Genomic DNA, 17,692 nt, shown 5'->3' on the forward strand with positions numbered 1-17,692 from the left:
TAGCGCGTCTGGATGCTGACCTCCGTCAGCATGACGGGGACAGGGTAGCGTCTACCCCGCACCCAACCGCCCCGCCCGGAAATCCGCCATTCCCAGCGCCCGCCCGCCGCGCTAGCCTCTCCTCTCGGGGACGACAAAAGGGGGCGAGCATGGTCAGCAGAAGAGACGTGATGGGTGCGGCATTGTGGGCGCCGCTGCTGCCGGCGCTGGCATCCTGGCCCGCACGGGCGGCGGCGCCTGGCGGAGACGGTGCCGCCGACATGGCGCGGTTCATCGCGGCGCTGCCCAAGGCCGAATATCATGTCCATCTCGAAGGCACGCTGGAGGCCGAGATGAAGTTCGCGCTGGCGAAGCGCAACGGGCTGACCCTGCCTTATGCCGATGTCGCGGCGATGAAGAAGAGCTATATCTATCACGACCTGCCGAGCTTCCTGGCGATCTATTATGAGGGCAACAGCGTCCTGCTGAAGGAGCAGGATTATTACGACCTCGCCTTCGCCTATCTGACCAGGGCGGCGGCGCAGAACATCGTCTATGCCGAGATGTTCTTCGACCCGCAGTCGCACACCACCCGCGGGATCAGGATCGAGACCGTGATCGGCGGGATCGCCCGCGCGCAGGCCGATGCGCAGCGCAAGCTGGGGATCGAGTCCCAGCTCATCCTCTGCTTCATGCGCGACCTGAGCGCGGAGTCGGCGGCCGAGACGCTCGAGGCCGCGCTGCCGATGAAGCAATATCTGGTCGGGGTCGGGCTCGATTCGGACGAGCATGGCAATCCGCCGGGCAAGTTCGCGGCGACCTTCGCCAAGGCGCGCGCGGCGGGGCTCAAGCTCACCATGCATTGCGACGTCAACCAGGAGGGCACGCTCGCCAATATCCGCCAGGTGATCGAGGAGATCGGGGTCGACCGGATCGACCATGGCGGCAACATCCTGCAGTCGCCCGAGCTGATGGCGCTGGCGCGCGAGCGCAAGCTGATGTTCACCGTCTGCCCGACCTTCTCCGGGGTGATCGGCACCGGCGGCCGATCGACCGACGTGGTGCGCGGCATGCTCGACAACGGGTTGAACGTGACGATCAATTCGGACGACCCGGCCTATATGGGCAGCGAATATCTGACCGCGGTGATGATCCGGGCGCAGGCGCAGAACAAGCTGACCAAAAGCGAACTGGTCCGCATCGAACGCAACGCCTTCAACGGTGCCTGGATCGCCCCCGATCGACGCGACCGCTTCCTGGCGAAGCTCGATGCCTTCGCGCGGTCGGAGCGGGTCGAGGGCTGACCTTGGCTGGCGAGGTCGGCCAAGCCTTGGCACGACCGGGCGACGCGCGCGAGACCGCCGGACGGCGACCCGTCCGGCGGTATCTGCAGTCCGTGTATCGCGGTCAGTTCACCCGTGCGGTGAGCAGATCCTCGAGGCCGATCCGGCGAAACATCTCGGCGCGGACCCGGTCGGCCATGGCGTTGACGATCTCGGCGCCGTCCTGCGACGGGTCGATATGGACGCGGAACGGCCGCTTGCCATGGTCGGTGCCAACCACCGCGACGATCGCGCGGGCGACATCGGCGACATCGGCGTCGGCGGGTTCGAGCGCCGCGAGGCCCTTCAACGCGATTTCGGGCATTCCGGCGGTGGGGCCGGCCTCATATTCGGCGGCGCGCGCCATGTCGGCAGGCTTGCCGCTGTGGGTGAAATGGTTCGTCCCCTTGGTGAACGCGCCCGGCACGATGATCGAGGTTTCGATGCCCCAGCGCGCCAGTTCGCCGGCATAGCTGACGGCGAGGCTGTCCATCGCCGCCTTGGCGGCGAAATAGGGCGACAGATAGGGCGGGGTTCCACCGCGGGCGCTGCTCGACGACACCCACAGCACGAGGCCCCTGCCCTGCTTGCGCAACTGGGGGAGTGCCGCGCGGTTGACCCGCTGGGTCGACAACACGTTGACGTCGTAGAGCTCGGCGAACTGATCGGGGGTGAAGGCCTCGGCCGGGCCAAAGCTCATATGGCCGGCATTGTGGATGACGACGTCGAGGCGGCCGGATTCGGCGACGATCCGGGCGATGCCTGCCTCGACCGACGCGTCCGACTGGACGTCGAGTTCGACGGCGCGCAGGTCGGCGCCATGTTCGGCGGCGAAGGCGGCAAGGGCCTCGACCTGCGGCGCATTACGGCCGGTGGTGGCGCGCATTCCGGCATAGACGGTGTGACCGGCAAGCGCGAGCTGGCGGGCGGCGAGCGCACCGAAGCCGCTCGAGGCACCGGTGACGACGATGATCTGCTTGGTCATGACATGATCCTTCGAATCTAGGGGAGAGAGGCGAAAGGGAAGATCGGCGTCAGATCATGCCGCCATTGGCGCGCAGCACCTGGCCGTTGATCCAGCCACCATCGGGGCCGACGAGAAAGGCGACTGCGGCGGCGATGTCGTCGGGGGTGCCGAGCCGTTCGAGCGGGTTCATCTTCGCCATCCGCTCGACCAGCTCGGGCGACTTGCCGTCGAGGAACAAGGCGGTCGCCGTCGGCCCGGGTGCGACCGCGTTGACGGTGATCGAACGCCCGCGCAATTCCTTCGCCATCACCGCGGTCATTGCCTCGACCGCCGCCTTGGTCGCGACATAGACGCCGTAATTTTCGAGGCGCAGGCCGACGACCGAGGTCGAGAAATTGACGATCCGGCCACCGCCGCGCAGGCGCTTTCCGGCCTCGCGCAGCGTGTTGAAGCTGCCCTTGAGGTTGATCGCAACCTGGCTGTCGAACAGCGCGTCGTCGCTATCGGCGATGCTCGCCAACTTCATGATCCCGGCATTGTTGACCAGCACATCGACGCCGCCGAAAGCGGCCTCGGCGCTGTCGAACATCCGGGCGACCGCATTCGCGTCGCTCACATCGGCCAGGGCGGCGACCGCGCGACCACCGGCCGCCTCGATCTTCGCCACCAGATCCTCGGCCGCTTTCGCGCTGCCTGCATAGTTGACGACGATCGTGAAGCCGTCTTTCGCCAGGCGCTCGGCGATGGCTGCACCGATGCCCCGCGAGGCGCCGGTAACGATCGCGACCTTGTTGTCCTGTGCTGCGCTCATGGTCTGTCTCCTGTCTGGCCCGCCACCGCGGCTGGGCATGGAGATGATTTGGCGGATGACAGATCGAAGATAATCAGCCATGAATTGGCATCGCTATTCGAATTATACGAACAATGGAGGCCAGACTGGATCGGATCGATGCCATGCGGCTGTTCGTGCGGATCGTCGAACGGCGCAGCTTCACGCTCGCCGCACAGGATATCGGCGTGCCGCGATCGACAGTGACCCAGGTCGTCAAGGGCCTCGAGCAACGGCTCGGCGTCCGCCTGCTCCAGCGCACGACCCGGGTGGTCAGCCCCACGCTCGACGGCGAGGCCTATGCCCGGCGTTGCGTCGCAATCCTTGCCGATATCGAAAATGCCGAAGGCGCGTTCGGCAGCACGCGGCCGCGCGGCCAGTTGCGGATCGAGGTGCAGGGCACGATCGCCCGGCATTTCCTGCTGCCGGGCCTGCCCGATTTCCTCGCCGACTATCCCGATATCGAGATCGTGATGAGCGAAGGCGAACGCTGGGTCGACATCGTCCGCGAAGGCATCGACTGCGTGCTGCGCTATGGCCACCTCGCCGACAGCGAGATGATCGCGCGGCGGGTGACGATGATCGATCGGATGACCTGCGCGGCCCCCGCCTATCTCGAACGGTTCGGGACGCCGGCCACCCCCGACGATCTCGACGGTCACCGGATGATCGGGCTACGCTCGTTCACCACCGGCCATCTCGCCCCGCTGCAGTTCGCGGCCGGCGGCGGCTATCGGTCGCTGATCCTGCCCGCGCCGGTATCGGTGACCGGCACCGAAAGCTATCTGGCGACCGCGCTGCTCGGCTTCGGCCTGTTCCAGGTGCCCCGCTTCCACGCCGAACGCGCGCTGGCCGACGGCACGCTCGTGCAGATCCTGCCCGATCATCTGCCGCCGTCGGTGCCGGTGTCGCTGCTCTACCCGCCCAGCCGCCAGCTCTCGCCGCGGGTGCGCGTGTTCATGGACTGGGCCGCGCGCCGTTTCGGATGAGATCGACTCACAACATCGCCATGTCGGTATGGACGAGCGCGATCTTCGCGCCGTGGAAGCTCCACCGCCCGCGGTCGAAGCGGCCGACTCCGCGCAGCAGCGCGCGCCCGTTCGGCCCCGACACCCGCAGCGAGAGATCGGCGCGGCGGCTGTCGATATAGCTGGGGCCGCCGATCCCCTCGATCGCGACCGGGGCGCCGAATTGCGCCGCGACCGACGGGTCGGCGGCAAGCTGGCGGACCGCGGTGCGGTAGACCGGATCGTCGGTGATCTTCGATGCGGCCGGCGGCGCGGGGGGCGCCGGCGGCCGGGCAGGACGCGGCGGCGGCGGCACGATCATCGCCTGGCGGATCCACTGCCGCACCCCGGCGTCGATCGCCGCGGGCCGGCCGTCGACTGCATAGGCTTCGTACCGCCGGCCGTGCAGATCGACCCAGTGGCGATAGCGGCGCCGTTGGCCGTCGACGGTCTTGTCGAGATCGACGGCCTGGTCGCCAAAGGCCTCCCACCAATGCGGGGCCGCGACGCGCGGTCCGGCCGCCCCCTGTGCTGCCGGTATCGCGTTCATCGCCAGCACCGCCCCCGAGCAGGTCAGCGCGAGCAGGGCGGCGGGCAGCCGCCAGCGCGACCGATCGGCGGTGCCGGGGGTCAATAATCGTGTCACGCGCGTCATCAGGGGACTCCCGTTGGTGGATAGGGCCAGGCGGGCGCCAGCCGGACGCAACCGCGCGAGGCGGCCGAGCGCCTCGGCGAGGACGATCGGATCGCCGCAGGCGGCGACCGCGAGATCGTCGCAGGCATGTTCGCGTTCGGCGCGGATGCGACGGCTGAGCCACCACATCGCCGGATGGTGGAAGAGCAGCGCCTCGACCGCGCATTGCAGCCCGTTCCACAGCCAGTCGAGCCGGCGGATATGGGCGAGTTCATGCGCGACCACCGCCTCGATCTGGTCGGGGCCGAGCCCGGTGAAGATCGACACCGGCAGCCAGATCACCGGCCGCAGCGCATAAGCGGTGAAGGGCGGCATCGCCGCGTCGTGCAACCGCACCATCACTGCCCGCCCGATGCCGAGCCGGCGCCGGAGATCATCGACGCGGGGGCGCCAGGCCGGCGGCAGCGGCGCGCAGGCCCGGCGATCGAACCGTCCGACCCATATCAGCCCGCCGGCGAGCCGGACCAGCATGGCGGCGACGCCGACCGCCCAGAGCCCGCCGAGCCAGAGCGGCGGCGCGATCGAGGCGGCCAGTCGATCCGGTCCAGGCAGCGACAGGATCGGTGCCGCCCTGCCCGCGGCATCGCCGCCCGCACCGCCAAGCCCGACGACGAAGCCGAGCAGCGGGACGAGCAGCATCGCGACGAGGAAGGCCATGCCGACCATGTGGCGGAAGGCCGCGCTGCGATGCGCCAGCGATGACAGGGTCATGGCCGCGAGCAGCCCGATCACCGCATCCTGCCACAGCGAATCGAGCAGGGCCGCGGCCAGCGCCGTCCCGAAGCCCGGAGCGATCATGGATGCCGTCATGGCTGGCCCCGATCGCGCCGCGCGCGGGCTTCGGCGATCATCGCCGCGATCGCATCGAGTTCGTCGGCGCTGGTCGCATCGGCATCGAGCGCGCTCTGGACCAGTTGCACCGCCGACCCCGAAAAGGCGCGCTGCATCAGGTCGCGCAGCAGCGCCGACTGGACGATCGGTTCGGGATGGACCGCGGCATAAAGATGGCTGCGTTCGGATTCGTCGCGGGTGACGAGGCCCTTGTCGGCCATGATCGTCATCATCTTGAGCACGGTGGTGTAGGCGGTGTGCCGGGCGCGCGACAGCGCGTCATGGACCTCGCGCACCGTCAGCGGCCCGCGCCGCGCCCACAGGACGCGGAGAATCGCGAGCTCGCCTTCGGTGGGGTGGGGATCGGATGACGGCTGATTCTTCATACGACGACGTTAGTACTAATATATTAGTAGATGTCAATCGGCGGGTGGATCGAGCAGCACCCACAGCCGCGCTATCCGGCCGTCGACAATCTCGGCGGCATCGGCGCCGGTCACCATGACCGGCCCGTCTTTGGGACCGGCATGCCAGCGCAGATAGGCGAGGCCGTGGTGGCCGACCGCTTTGCCCTCGGCGACGAAGGCGAAATCGGGCCCGAACCGGTCGAGCAATGCGCCCGCGACATCGGCGATCGCCGCCCGGCCCTGAACCACCGCGTCGGGTTCGTACATCGACGGATCGGCGACATAGAGGTCTTCGAGCGCGGCCGTGCGGCGGGCGGGATCGCGCTCGTTGAAGATGCGCGTGAGGTTCGACCGGAGCAGATGGTCGTGATCGATTTGGTTGATCGTCGACATGAGAGATATCCTTGCTGGGTGGTGGCCGGGATCAGCCGATCTTCACCAGGTTGAGCGCGGGCAGCGGGCCGCCGGGGAACTGGACGAGCCGGCTGCCGATCGCGAGCGATCCGAGGTCGATACCGAAGAAGCCGAGCCGGTCGATCAGCGCGCCGATTTCGGCCTTCGCCTGCGGATCGTCGCCCGACAGGAACAGCACCCGCTTGCCGCCGTCGCTCGCGGGATCGCCGGCGAGCAGATGCGCCTGAAGATGGTTGAACGCCTTCACCAGCCGCGCGCCGGGGACGAGATCGGCGACATGTTCCGACGACGAGCGGTGGCCGACATCGATCGGTTTGAACAGCGGCGCCTCGATCGGGTTGTTGGTGTCGACGACGATCCGGCCGCCGAAATCGGGAAGGCCGGCGAGCGCCGCGGGCAGTTTCGACCAGTTGACCGCGACGAAGACGATGTCCTTCGCCGCAGCCTGCTCGCGGGTGCCCGCGACGATCGTCGGTCCGATCGCGGCGACGGTCTCGGCCAAACTGTCGGGGCCGCGGCTGTTGGACAAAGTGGCGGCGATGCCGCTGCGGGCGAGCGCGGTGGCGATGGCGTGGCCGATCTGGCCGGCGCCGATGATGCCGATACTGGGCATGGGATGGTCGTTCATCAGGGTCACTCCTTCGTTTGCTGGCCACTGGGCTTGCTGGAACGAAGATGGCGCATCCATTCCCATCCGATTAGACGGGATCGCCTTGCAATATCTTCAACGATTCGTTGTAAATATCGGCGATGGAAACCCTCGCCAATCTCGAATCCTTCGTGCGCAGCGCCGAGCATGGCAGCTTCTCCGAGGCAGCGCGGCGGCTGGCGCTGACCCCGGCGGCGGTCAGCCGCAACGTCGCGATGCTCGAACGCAATCTCGGGGTGCGGCTATTCCATCGCTCGACCCGCCGGCTGACGCTGACCGAAGCCGGCGAGAGCTTCCGGATCGCGATCGCCGGCCATCTCGACGGCATCCAGGCGGCGATCGCCGGCATCGCCACCGAGGGCGGCGCGCCCGCCGGCACGCTCAAGCTCAGCCTGCCGCCGAGCTTCGGCATGACGCATATCCTGCCGTTGCTGCCCGACTTCCTCGCGCGCTATCCGCGCATCCGGCCCGAATGGCATTTCGAGAACCGCCCGGTCGACCTGATCGCCGAAGGCTATGACGCCGCGATCGGCGGCGGCTTCGACCTGTCGCCGGGGATCGTCGCGCGGACGCTGGCGCCGGCGCATATCGTCGCGGTCGCCTCGCCGCGCTACATGGCCGGGCGGGTGCCGCCAACCGATCCGGCCGGACTCGCCGCCTTCGACGGCATCGTCATGCGCGCGCTGCAGACCGGCCGCATCCGCCACTGGACGATGCGCGACGTCTCCGGCCGCGAGATCGCGGCGCCGCTACCCGAAAGCATCGTCGTCAACGATCCGGCGGCGATGCTCGAGGCGGCGCTGCTCGGCCTCGGCGTCGCGATGCTGGCGATGCCCGACGCGCTGCCGGCACTCGACGCGGGCTCGCTCGTCCGGCTCGCACCGCGCTGGTATGGCGATGCGGGGGCGATCTCGATCTATTATGCGTCGCGCACCCTGCTGCCCGCCAAGACCCGCGTCTTTGTCGATTGGGTAGCGGAGGCGTTCAGGGCGCAGCAACTGGCGGAGCGGTTTGCGGGGAGTTTGGGGTAGCAGGGTTCGGCTTTGAGCACTCCACTGTTTCTCATCCCGAAAAACATCGGGCTAGGCGGCTAATCACGCCATGTCTGCGGATTTCAACATCTAGTAAACTGGCACCGGAACTCACATCGTTCATGGTGAAACGGAGCTATAGCACCTGCGCGAACTTGCGGTGACGGCGGTGTAAAGCTGTGCGACACCGAAACAATGAACCTGTTAGGAAGCATTATCGGGGAGGCCGCGCACCGCGTCCGTGTGTTGCGCCGACAGAACGTTGCGCTGCGGCGAGCGCGCGACCCGCTCTGGTTGCGGCTACTTGATGGCCTCATTAAGGGCCGCTCGCTCTTCGTCCTGCTGGGCGCTTATTGCGCGACCTTCGCGATGGTGATCGGACTGAGCTTGCTGTTCGAGATTCCCGTCCCTGCGGCGCTGAACGACATATTTGACAAAGCGGCCAACGCCAGCTTTTTGCACGACGTTGTCAGTTACATGCTCGGCGCGCAGGCGACGATGGTCGGCCTGATATTTCCACTCGCGCTGGGCCTCGTCACCTTGATCGTTCAACGAGACGAAGGGGCTAGCACTAATGTCGATGTACAGCTCTATTATGACCAAAGCCGAGCCTATGCCGTCGGCACCAGCGGCCTCGCCCTCGCGATCGCCCTCCTTACGGCACTCTGGTCCCCGGAAGCCGTCCCGCTCGCGTTGTTCGACGCAGAAATCAACACCTTATCAATCAGCCTTGGCCTCGTCCTGATTCTGTCAGGCTGGCTGATCCTCAACCTGCTAGTGACCTGGCAGTTCCTGATCACGAGCCTCTCGATCATCGGACCCAATCACCGCGCCGAATGCCGCAAGCGTTTCGTCGCGAGCCGGGTCATCCCAAAACACGTCATTGGTCTCTTATCAGCAAACGCTTATGCGAGGATCAACGATCGCTTCCCGGTATCCGGGGCGCATCCGGCACCCTACGTGATGGGCGGCGCCACCACGATCGACGGTCATGTCGAGGGGCGACGGCGGGTCGATGACCGATCGGTCCTACACGATGTCCGCCTAGTGCCGCTGCGGGCCGCCGTCGCACTCTGGGCATGGCGATCACGACGCAAAGGCCAGGCCGCCAACGAGAATAAGTACAAATGGATGCTGGGCCTAGCCGGTCCGCTCGGTGGCAGGCTCAGCGGAGATACCGTCCTCTGCCGCCGTGTCGGCGGCGTCCCTTTCGGGCGTGTCGAACGCGCGCTGATCCATGTCTCGTTCGTCACACGTCCGCAGCCTGCGGAGCCCGACCTCGGGCCCAGCGACATTCTTGAGGAGTTGGTTGACAGGGTCGTTGTCCAGATCGATCGCGGAGCGGTCACCGCCTTCGATCATGCGCTAGCAGAACTCATAGACTTCCACCGCTTCCTGCTGGAGGCACACACTATCGTCGAGCCCGACGGCGAGGCCCACAGCCTCGCGGCCTATGGCTATATTTCAGCGGAGCATAAGGAGTGGCTGAGACAATACAGCCGACTCTTTGAGCGGGCAGCCAGCGCCATGGATCGCGAGGACGCGTTCATCCACAAGTTAGCATATGCGCTGCGCCGCCTACTGCCGCAGCGGCATAGTACCATGCCATCCGACATCGTCGCCGGTCTCTTCGATCTCAATGCTTACGTAGCCCATCGGCTCGGACGCTGGCTGAGCGATCAGAAGGAGCCGAGCGGTAGCGGGATCAAGAGGCAGGTGCCCGGAGTGCTCCCGGGGCCGCTGCGCAAGGTGTATGAGACTGCGGTGCTCAAGATCGTGGGAGGCTGGGAAGACGCACTTCGCGTCGGCGCCTTCCGGCGCCAGATGGAGGATCCCACAACACCATCGCAAACCTGGAATGCCCAGGTGCAACGTTGGCCGATCATCTACGCACATTTGAACACATCAGCATATATTGTGGCCGCGTCGCTCTGGCACGAAGACAACATCGCTGCGCCGGCATATCTTGAGAGTTTCCTACGCTGGCCCGAGACGTTAGGCGACGCCGGCGGCAGCGATGACGACCGGCACCATTTGATCACCGATCTGCTAGTGTCCGATCTGGTCGATCGTCCGTGGACCGAGGTTGAGGCGCATGTCGCCGACCTTCGCCGCTTTCAGCATGCGCCCACCGAGACGCCCGATGGCGTCGCGTCCGCGATATTCGACAATCTCTATTTCGATGTACGGATGATCCTAAGCCTAATCCTAATCAACTGGGACGGCCCATCCTCGCTCGCACATGCGAGTGCGGCCACCGTATTGCAGCTTTGTCAGTCGGCAGCCAACATCACAGATTCGCCGGTCGCGAACTCTACCCCGCTCGATCTCGTTCGCAGCTTCGTGCGCTTGCGGCTAATAGACAAGGGCCCCGAATCTAGCGCTTATATCGAACGGCTTCACGAACTCGTCCGCTCGCTCGACAATATTCGCGACCGGGAGCGGGTTGCGGGCCGGACCTACTCAATCACCACCAAGTTTCGCGTCGAGGATCTGACGGAATCTTGGTTCGCGCTCGTTGCCGCGCACGCGACCGATCGGGACATCAACGCCATCGAGAGCTGGCTCACCGAGCTGGCTGAGGACAAAACGGCGCAAAGGCTAGGCGACGAACCGTTGCGAGATCTGCGCGACTGGCTGAATCGACGAGCCGAAAAATGGGCAGATCCAGTCGCACAGCCGAGGCTGCTATCGCTGATAGCAAGAGCGCAACCCAATAACGATCCAATGTTTAACGGCGACGCGCTGAGCGGGGCGCTGAAGCGCAGCGCGGAGTCGATAGAAGCGCACAGAAGCCGGCGCCTCGCGTCAGCGTCACTGGCCGAGGACGCCGTCGAGGAGATCAGGCGCTCCGTGCAGGACGCCCTTCTCACGCTGCCCGTGCATATTGGCTTTTTCCCGCATGCGGCACTAACGGTGGAGCGCGCCATCCGGCGCGTGAACGTCCTCCAGATAACCGGGCTCGATAAGGCGGCTCTGCTGCGGCCCGCCATGGTCTCCCATCCGGAATTCTTGGTTCGGCAGGTGACGGATCGGGCAAAACATCGCGCGATCGTGCTGGCGTGGAAGCCCTATTTCAAGCTCACCCGGCGTCGAGCGATCGTGCGCTCGATTGAGGACTTCTTCGCCGAAGCCTCGCGCGCGGCGCTGCCGATCAAAGCCCGCGGCGCACAACCTATTTGCTTGCTGCCGGCTAGCGGTCCCGGGTGGGTCGAGAATCTCAACCCATTCGATGCCGCCCGACATCTCGGGACCGCTTTCTCCCGCCACGAGACGGACGTGAAAACTTATTGCTTCACCGTTGACGGCATCGATTTCCACCGATCGCGGGATGCGCAGGGCGAGATCTTCGGAAGCGATGCTCTGCAGAATCTCCGCCTGCTCGGCACCGACACGATCGATCCGGTAGGGATCGAGGTCGAAGTCAATGCATCCGAACTGACCTGCACGATCGAACTTCATTTCGATGTGGCAACCTGTTGGCGCGACGACGACATCACTATCTTGGTGCCGCGTTCACCAGCCAGATTGCCTTCACGTCGTAAAGCAACACCTACGACAACTTCCAAAAAGGATTGACCGCCTTCACGAGTGGCCGCGAATTAAGGGATTCGGCGTCTGGTTGCCAGAAGCTCGCGATCCGATATTCGCTAAGAAGGCTTCCTAACTCTCCGTAATCCGCCGCTCCTCATCCGACACCACCGCCAGCTGCTTCCAATCCAGCGCTTCCTGCAACTCCAGATAGAGATCCGCGCCGATCCGGTCGGCGTCGCGCAGGTCGTCGAGGCGGCGGCGCTGGGCGAGCACCGCGGCGAGGGTCAGGCCGCGACGGCGGTCGAGGGGGACGGATTCGGCCGGATCGCGGGTGCCGGCGCAGATCTCGCGGTAGATCTGGCGGACCGCCTCGGCCTCGGCGCCCTCCTCCGCTTCGAGCCGTTCGAGCGCGGCTTCGGCGAGCGCGATCTGGGCGGCGTCATGTTCGGCGCGGGCCGCGTCCTGGCGTCCGAGCCCGAGCAGGCGGATCATCGGCGCCAGCGTCGCGCCCTGGACGACCAGGGTCGCCAGCACCACGGCGAAGGCGGTCAGCACGACGAGGTCGCGATCGGGGAAATCGACGGGCAGCGCGAAGGCGGTCGCCAGCGTCACCAATCCGCGCATGCCGGACCAGCCGACCAGCAGCGTCTCGCCGCGCTTGAACGGCGCGAAGCCGTCGCCGCGGCGGTGGCGCCAGACGATGATCGCGCGGAACAGGAAGGCGATCGCGAGGCGGGTCAGGATGACACCGGCGACGACGACCCCGGCAAAGCCCAGCGCGCGGTCGAGTTCGGCGGGCGACATCGCGCCGACGATGCGGCGCGCCTGCAGTCCCATCAGCAGGAAGGCGAGCACGTTGAGCAGGAACACCACCGTCGTCCACACCGCGAAGCTGTGAACCCGCATCCGCGGCGGATCGTCGACCGCGGTCAGCCGGGCGATCGTCATCGCGCTCGCCACCGTCGCGAGTACCGCCGACAGGTGCAGCCGCTCGGCGATCAGCCAGGTCGCGAAGGCATAGACGAACTGGATCAGGGTGGCGCCGACGGTGTTGCCGGTCAGCGGCCGCAGCCGCGACATCATGAAGCCGAACGCCATGCCGAACGCGATCCCGCCGGGGGCGGCGATCGACAGCCGCAGCATCGTGCCGCCGTCGAGCCCGCCATGCGCCTGCACGGTCAACGCCGCGCTGAACAGCAGCAGCGCGGTCGCATCGTTGAACAGGCTCTCGCCCTTGAGCAGCGTGTCGACCCGGCGCGCGATCGGCAGATTGGAGAGGACCGCGGTCGCCGCGGCGGCATCGGGGGGCGCGACGATCGCGCCGAGGGTGATCGCGACCGCGAGCGGCAGCCCGATCGTCAGCGCGTTGATCCCCACAACCACCGCGGTGGTCGCCAGCACCGCCACCACCGCATAGAAGAACAAAGGCAGCAGCATGCGCCGCGCGGCGGCGAGCGGAAAATCATAGGCCGAATCGACCAGGATCGGCGCGATGAACAGAGCGAGCACCGTCGGCGGATCGATCGGGATGTCGGGCGCTCCCGGGACCATCGCCACCGCCACCCCGGCGGCGGCGAGAATCCCGGGATAAGGCAGCCGCATGCGCCGCGTCACCTGCAGGAGCAGGGTGGCGACCGCGAGCAGCGCGACGAGGCTTTCGAAGAAGGTCACCGCGCGAGTGTAGCAGCGCTTTGCGTGGGTGCCAGCGGTGGTGATTTCGGTGCAGCGGGTTGCGGGGATGGGCGTTGACTCGACCGCAGGGCCGCTTCTTCCTCTGCCTCCTACCGAAAGAGATCAGAAGAAGAGTCCTCTCCCTACCCTCTCCCAAGAAGCACTATCGCATGCACACATCGGGTGCCGGAAGCGCCGCGGACAAGATCCTCCCTACGCGTAGCGTGGGGAGGGGGACCATCCGCAGGATGGTGGAGGGGTTTTCTGCGCTATCGACGTTGCGCAGACCCCTCCACCGCTTCGCGGTCCCCCTCCCCAAACCTACGGTTTAGGGAGGATCTGCAAGGTTCAACCCGATGTGTGCATCCGTTAGCAAGAAGTGGGAGAGGGGCCGGTGTGGCCAAGTTGGCGCCCATAGAAACGGGTATGGGATGTCGGTTTCCCATGGGCGCTGACCACGGGCTGTCTCGACTGCGCTCGACACGAACCGAGATGGACGCCAAGGTTTCGGCCGTCAGCATTGGGCGGAGCCGCGTGGATGGATATCGATGTTGCGATAATCGGGGCGGGTGCCGCCGGGATCGCGGCGGCGCGGGCGTTGGCGGCGGCGGGGCGGTCGGTGGTGGTGATCGAGGCCAGCGACCGGGTCGGCGGGCGCGGCTGGACGATCGAACTGGGCGGGATGCCGCTCGACATGGGGTGCGGCTGGCTGCATTCGGCCGAGCGCAATCCGCTGGTCGAGGTCGCGCGGGCGCAGGGTTTCGCGGTGGTCGGCGGCGAGACCGCCTGGCGGCAGCAATGGCGCGATCTGGGCTTCACGCCCAACGAACAGGCGGCGGCGGCCGGCGCGTGGGACGCGCTCGAAACGCGGCTGCGCGACGATCCGCCGCCCGGCGACCGGGCCAGCGACGCGCTGCCGCCCAACGGCGCATGGAACGCCTATTGCCAGTCGCTGAGCGGCTATATGAACGGCGCCCCGCTCGACCGGCTGTCGATCGCCGACTTCCTCGCCTATGACAACGCCGCCAGCGACCGCAATTGGCGGGTGCGCGAGGGCTATGGCCATCTGATCGCGGCGTCGCTGCCCGATGTGCGGCTCAAGCTGTCGACCCCGGTGCGCCGGATCGCGCTGACCGGCCAAGGCATCCGCCTCGACACCGATCGCGGACCGGTCGCCGCGCGGACGGCGCTGGTCACGGTGTCGACCAACATGCTCGCCGGTGAGGCGATCGCGTTCGACGGCAGTTTCAACGGGGGCGCCGACGATCATCTCGACGCCGCCAGCCGGCTGCCGCTCGGCCTTGCCGACAAATTGTTCTTCGAACTGCACGGCGATCATGGCTTCGAGCCCGAGACCCATCTGCTCGGCAATCCGCGCAGCCCCGACACCGGCAGCTATTATATCCGCCCGCTCGGCCGCCCGCTGATCGAGGGGTTCTTCGGCGGTACCGGCGCGGTGCGGATCGAGCAGGCCGGGCTGACCGACGCCTTCGCCTTCGCCTTGGACGAACTGGTGGCGCTGATGGGCAGCGATATCCGGCGGCATCTGCGGCCGCTGGCGGCCTCGTCCTGGTGCCGGACCGACTGGATCGGCGGATCGTACAGCCATGCGCTGCCCGGCCACGCCGCGGCGCGGGCGACGCTGGCCCGGCCGATCGACGACCGGATCTTCTTCGCGGGCGAGGCGACGCATCGGTCCGATTTCTCGACCGTGCATGGCGCGTGGGAAAGCGGCATCCGTGCCGCCGGGGAGATCGTCGAACGGCTGGTCTGAAAAAATCCGAGCCGCGCTGAATCAGGGGCGTCGGTCAGGAACGCGCGCCATAGCGCATCCCGTCGACGAACAGCGCGACCATGCGCCGCGCATGATCGGGCCGGTCGTCATAGGCCGACATGCACAGGCTCGCGACCGCGCCCAATATCTCGTCGGCATCGACATCGCCCCGCACCATGCCGGCGGCGGCGGCGGCCGCGAACAGGGTCAGGAAGGCCGGTCGCAGCCGCTGCTCGAACCGCGTCCGCAACGGTTCGAATGCCGGGTCGCCCGAATGCAGCGCCTTGGCAAGACCGCGTTTGGTGCCGACGAAGGTCGCATAAAGCTGCAGCCAGTGCGCGAGCGCCTCGAACGGCGGATGGTCGGCCGCCAGCATCGGGGCCGCGTCGATGCAGATGTCCATCTCGCGCCGGAACACCGCGGCGATCAGGTCGGCCCGCTGGGGAAAGCGGCGGTACAGGGTGCCGATGCCGACCCCGGCGCGGTCGGCGATCTCGCGCACCGGCGCGTCGACGCCCGAGGTCGCGAACACCGATTTCGCCGCTTCGAGCAGCGCGTCGACGCTGCGCTGCGCATCCGCCCGCAGGCGCCGCTCCCCGCCCGCCTGCGGCTCGCTGCCATCGCCATCCTGCCCGAATCCGTCGTGCACGCTCTTCCCACTTGCTAAACGGAACAGTGCTCCGTATATAACCGGAATACCGTTCCGTTTGGTTGCATTATCGCAACCCGGCGATGTCGGCAACGGCTTCAGGAGATTCGCATGCAGCACCGCTCGCTGGGACGCACCGGCATCAAGGTCTCGCCTTATTGCCTGGGCGCGATGATGTTCGGCGGCATCGGCAATCCCGACCATGACGAATGCATCCGGATCATCCACAAGACGATCGATTTCGGGATCAACTTCATCGACACCGCCGACCGCTACAGCCAGGGCGAATCCGAGGAGATCGTCGGCAAGGCGATCAAGGGGCGGCGCGATCGCATCGTGCTGGCGACCAAGGTCCATGGACCGATGGGCGACGACCCGAACATGCAGGGCAATTCGCGACGCTGGATCACCCGCGCCGTCGAGGATTCGCTGCGCCGGTTGCAGACCGACCATATCGACCTGTACCAGATTCACCGCCCCGCACCCGACACCGATATCGAGGAGACGCTGTCGGTGCTCACCGACCTGATGCGCGAGGGCAAGGTCCGCGCGATCGGCGCGTCGACCTTTCCGGCATCCGACATCGTCGCGGCGCAATGGGTCGCCGAGCGCCGCGGGCTGGCGCGGTTCCGCACCGAACAGCCGCCTTATTCGATCCTCAACCGGTCGATCGAGCGCGAGGTGCTGCCGACCTGCCAGCTTCACGGCATGGGGGTGATGGCGTGGAGCCCGCTCGCCAAGGGCATGCTCACCGGCCGATATCGCCAGGGGCAGGCGCAGCCCGATTCGCTGCGGGCGCGCGTCTTCCCCAAGGCGATGTCCGATCGGGGCAGCCTGGCCGCCGTCGAGCAGCTGATCCCGCTGGCCGAAAGCGCCGGGATATCGATCATCCACATGGCGCTCGCCTTCGTCGTCGCCCACCCCGCGCTCACCGCGGCGATCATCGGTCCGCGCACGATGGAGCAGCTCGACGGCCTGCTCGATGGCGCCGGGGTCGTGCTGAGCGACGAGATGCTCGACCGGATCGACGCGATCGTGCCGCCCGGCACCGATGTCGCGCCGCTCGAAGGGGCGGCCTATTCGCCGCCGCCGATCGCACAGGCGGCGCTGCGCCGCCGCCCGGTGGCCGAACGCGCCGCCGCCTGAACCCGACATGATAAGGATCTTCCTATGAACGATACACGCATCGCCCTGGTGACCGGGGCCAATCAGGGGGTCGGCCTGCAGGTCGCCAAGGAACTGGTCGCGAACGGCGTCACCGTGTTCGTCGGCGCGCGCGACGCCGCCCGCGGCGAGGCCGCTGCCAGCGGCATCGGCGCCGGCGCGATCGCGCTCCAGCTCGACGTCACGGATGCGGCGTCAATCACGGCGGCGGCGGACCATATCCGCACCCGGTTCGGCCGCCTCGATCTGCTGGTCAACAATGCGGCGATCTCGAACACGCGAAAGGGCGATCTGTCGCTCGAAGCCTATGGCGCGATCTCCCGGCCGAGCAACGTGCCGATCGACGAGATCCGCGCGGTGTGGGAAACCAATGTGTTCGGCGTGCTCGCGGTCTATCAGGCGATGCTGCCGCTGCTGCGGCAGTCTTCGGACGCCCGCATCGTCAACGTGTCGAGCGCGGTCGGTTCGCTGGGACTGAACGCCGACCCGTCTTATCCCTATCATCCGATGTTCGGGCCCGGCTATGCCGCCTCCAAGACCGCGCTCAATGCGATGACGCTCGCGATGATGGTCGAGCTGGAGACCAGCAACATCAAGATCAACCTGGTCTCGCCCGGTTTCACCAGCACCAATCTCAACGGCTATGAGGGCACCCAGTCGGTCGAGGACGGCTCGCGCGAGGTGGTGCGGGTCGCCCTGCTCGGCCCGGACGGCCCGACCGGAACCTTCACGCGCTGGAACGACACCACCATCCCCTGGTGAGCGTCCCC

Annotated in this window: 15 protein-coding genes; 7 read left to right on the forward strand and 8 right to left on the reverse strand. The window is 66.9% G+C overall.

Annotated elements, in window-relative coordinates; genetic code table 11:
* Positions 1-149 precede the first annotated feature (149 nt).
* Positions 150-1,283 (forward strand): adenosine deaminase, encoded by a 1,134-nt coding sequence (add, locus tag AC1RM6_RS19825; RefSeq protein ID WP_493104384.1) that lies wholly within the window; start codon positions 150-152, stop codon positions 1,281-1,283.
* Between the two features lie 103 nt (positions 1,284-1,386).
* Here add and AC1RM6_RS19830 read toward each other — a convergent pair whose 3' ends face one another.
* A complete protein-coding gene (locus AC1RM6_RS19830; RefSeq protein WP_493104386.1) occupies positions 1,387-2,286 on the reverse strand; it encodes an SDR family oxidoreductase in 900 nt (299 codons plus the stop codon).
* Between the two features lie 49 nt (positions 2,287-2,335).
* A complete protein-coding gene (locus tag AC1RM6_RS19835; protein ID WP_493104388.1) occupies positions 2,336-3,079 on the reverse strand; it encodes an SDR family oxidoreductase in 744 nt (247 codons plus the stop codon).
* A gap of 113 nt (positions 3,080-3,192) precedes the next feature.
* Between AC1RM6_RS19835 and AC1RM6_RS19840 the strand changes: the two genes are divergently transcribed.
* Positions 3,193-4,086, forward strand: coding sequence for a LysR family transcriptional regulator (locus AC1RM6_RS19840; protein ID WP_493104389.1), 894 nt, complete (start codon positions 3,193-3,195; stop codon positions 4,084-4,086).
* A 7-nt stretch (positions 4,087-4,093) separates the two neighbouring features.
* Here the strand turns inward: AC1RM6_RS19840 and AC1RM6_RS19845 are convergent, their stop codons facing one another.
* The 4 genes from AC1RM6_RS19845 to AC1RM6_RS19860 are packed head-to-tail and all read right to left on the reverse strand — an operon-like array spanning position 4,094 to position 7,078.
* Positions 4,094-5,608 (reverse strand): M56 family metallopeptidase, encoded by a 1,515-nt coding sequence (locus tag AC1RM6_RS19845; RefSeq protein ID WP_493104391.1) that lies wholly within the window; start codon positions 5,606-5,608, stop codon positions 4,094-4,096.
* A complete protein-coding gene (locus AC1RM6_RS19850; RefSeq protein WP_493104393.1) occupies positions 5,605-6,015 on the reverse strand; it encodes a BlaI/MecI/CopY family transcriptional regulator in 411 nt (136 codons plus the stop codon). The genes AC1RM6_RS19845 and AC1RM6_RS19850 overlap by 4 nt, the downstream gene beginning before the upstream one ends.
* 33 nt (positions 6,016-6,048) lie before the next feature.
* Positions 6,049-6,429, reverse strand: a complete 381-nt coding sequence (locus AC1RM6_RS19855) for a nuclear transport factor 2 family protein (RefSeq protein ID WP_493104395.1) — start codon at positions 6,427-6,429, stop codon at positions 6,049-6,051.
* Between the two features lie 31 nt (positions 6,430-6,460).
* Complete coding sequence (locus AC1RM6_RS19860; RefSeq protein ID WP_493104397.1) at positions 6,461-7,078, reverse strand: NADPH-dependent F420 reductase; 618 nt, start codon at positions 7,076-7,078, stop codon at positions 6,461-6,463.
* Between the two features lie 122 nt (positions 7,079-7,200).
* Here AC1RM6_RS19860 and AC1RM6_RS19865 point away from each other — a divergent pair, with 122 nt between their 5' ends.
* A complete protein-coding gene (locus AC1RM6_RS19865) occupies positions 7,201-8,130 on the forward strand; it encodes a LysR family transcriptional regulator (protein WP_493104399.1) in 930 nt (309 codons plus the stop codon).
* A 195-nt stretch (positions 8,131-8,325) separates the two neighbouring features.
* The gene (locus AC1RM6_RS19870) at positions 8,326-11,709 is read left to right on the forward strand and encodes a hypothetical protein (protein ID WP_493104401.1); all 3,384 of its coding nucleotides are present in this window, start codon (positions 8,326-8,328) and stop codon (positions 11,707-11,709) included.
* 84 nt (positions 11,710-11,793) lie between these two features.
* On the opposite strand, the gene AC1RM6_RS19875 is transcribed toward AC1RM6_RS19870, so the two are convergent.
* The gene (locus AC1RM6_RS19875) at positions 11,794-13,335 is read right to left on the reverse strand and encodes a cation:proton antiporter (protein ID WP_493104403.1); all 1,542 of its coding nucleotides are present in this window, start codon (positions 13,333-13,335) and stop codon (positions 11,794-11,796) included.
* Between the two features lie 538 nt (positions 13,336-13,873).
* Here AC1RM6_RS19875 and AC1RM6_RS19880 point away from each other — a divergent pair.
* Positions 13,874-15,109 (forward strand): flavin monoamine oxidase family protein, encoded by a 1,236-nt coding sequence (locus tag AC1RM6_RS19880; protein WP_493104405.1) that lies wholly within the window; start codon positions 13,874-13,876, stop codon positions 15,107-15,109.
* A 34-nt stretch (positions 15,110-15,143) separates the two neighbouring features.
* Here the strand turns inward: AC1RM6_RS19880 and AC1RM6_RS19885 are convergent, their stop codons facing one another.
* Complete coding sequence (locus tag AC1RM6_RS19885) at positions 15,144-15,758, reverse strand: TetR/AcrR family transcriptional regulator (RefSeq protein ID WP_493104407.1); 615 nt, start codon at positions 15,756-15,758, stop codon at positions 15,144-15,146.
* 111 nt (positions 15,759-15,869) lie between these two features.
* Here AC1RM6_RS19885 and AC1RM6_RS19890 point away from each other — a divergent pair, with 111 nt between their 5' ends.
* Together AC1RM6_RS19890 and AC1RM6_RS19895 are read left to right on the forward strand one after the other, a co-directional pair.
* Entirely contained in the window at positions 15,870-16,904 is a 1,035-nt protein-coding gene (locus tag AC1RM6_RS19890) for an aldo/keto reductase (RefSeq protein ID WP_493104409.1), read from the forward strand.
* A gap of 24 nt (positions 16,905-16,928) precedes the next feature.
* Positions 16,929-17,684, forward strand: a complete 756-nt coding sequence (locus AC1RM6_RS19895; protein WP_493104410.1) for an SDR family NAD(P)-dependent oxidoreductase — start codon at positions 16,929-16,931, stop codon at positions 17,682-17,684.
* Positions 17,685-17,692: the final 8 nt, after the last annotated feature.

The organism is Rhizorhabdus sp. GW822-FHT03C02, from assembly GCF_058801765.1.